The organism is Polaromonas sp. P1_G1 (assembly GCF_056405595.1).
Map to the genome: position 1 here is coordinate 1 of NZ_JBFUBU010000318.1, position 354 is coordinate 354.

Annotated in this window: 1 protein-coding gene; it reads right to left on the reverse strand. The window is 51.1% G+C overall.

Annotated features, from left to right (window positions below):
• A partial coding sequence (locus AC1D1Y_RS27020; protein ID WP_477685041.1) for a hypothetical protein occupies positions 1-354 on the reverse strand: 354 nt, incomplete at both ends.

A 354-nucleotide genomic window follows, 5' to 3' on the forward strand; every position in this document is an offset into this window, starting at 1 on the left:
GAGGATCACTGTTGAAGCGATCGTCGGTGGATGCGTCGGCCAATACAACAGATCCACACGTATGTCTGACGTAGTTGACCACCATTAGACTAAGGTCTCCGCTGTTCTGCGGCGGTGTGGCTTGCAAGACTTGAATCGCGTCGCCTTGCGCTTTTGCCTGAATCAGTAAATCGTCACCAGTTTGTAAAAGCAGGCTTCCTTTTTGTGCGCCGGCGCTTTTAAGCAATATCAACATCAACGTTTCAAGCAAACGCTCAATCCGAATTTCGCCGGATACCGCCTGCGAAGCCTTGATCACGGTATCGAGATCCAAACGTTGCGCGGTGAGTTTCTCGTCTATGGCAAGGTCTCTGC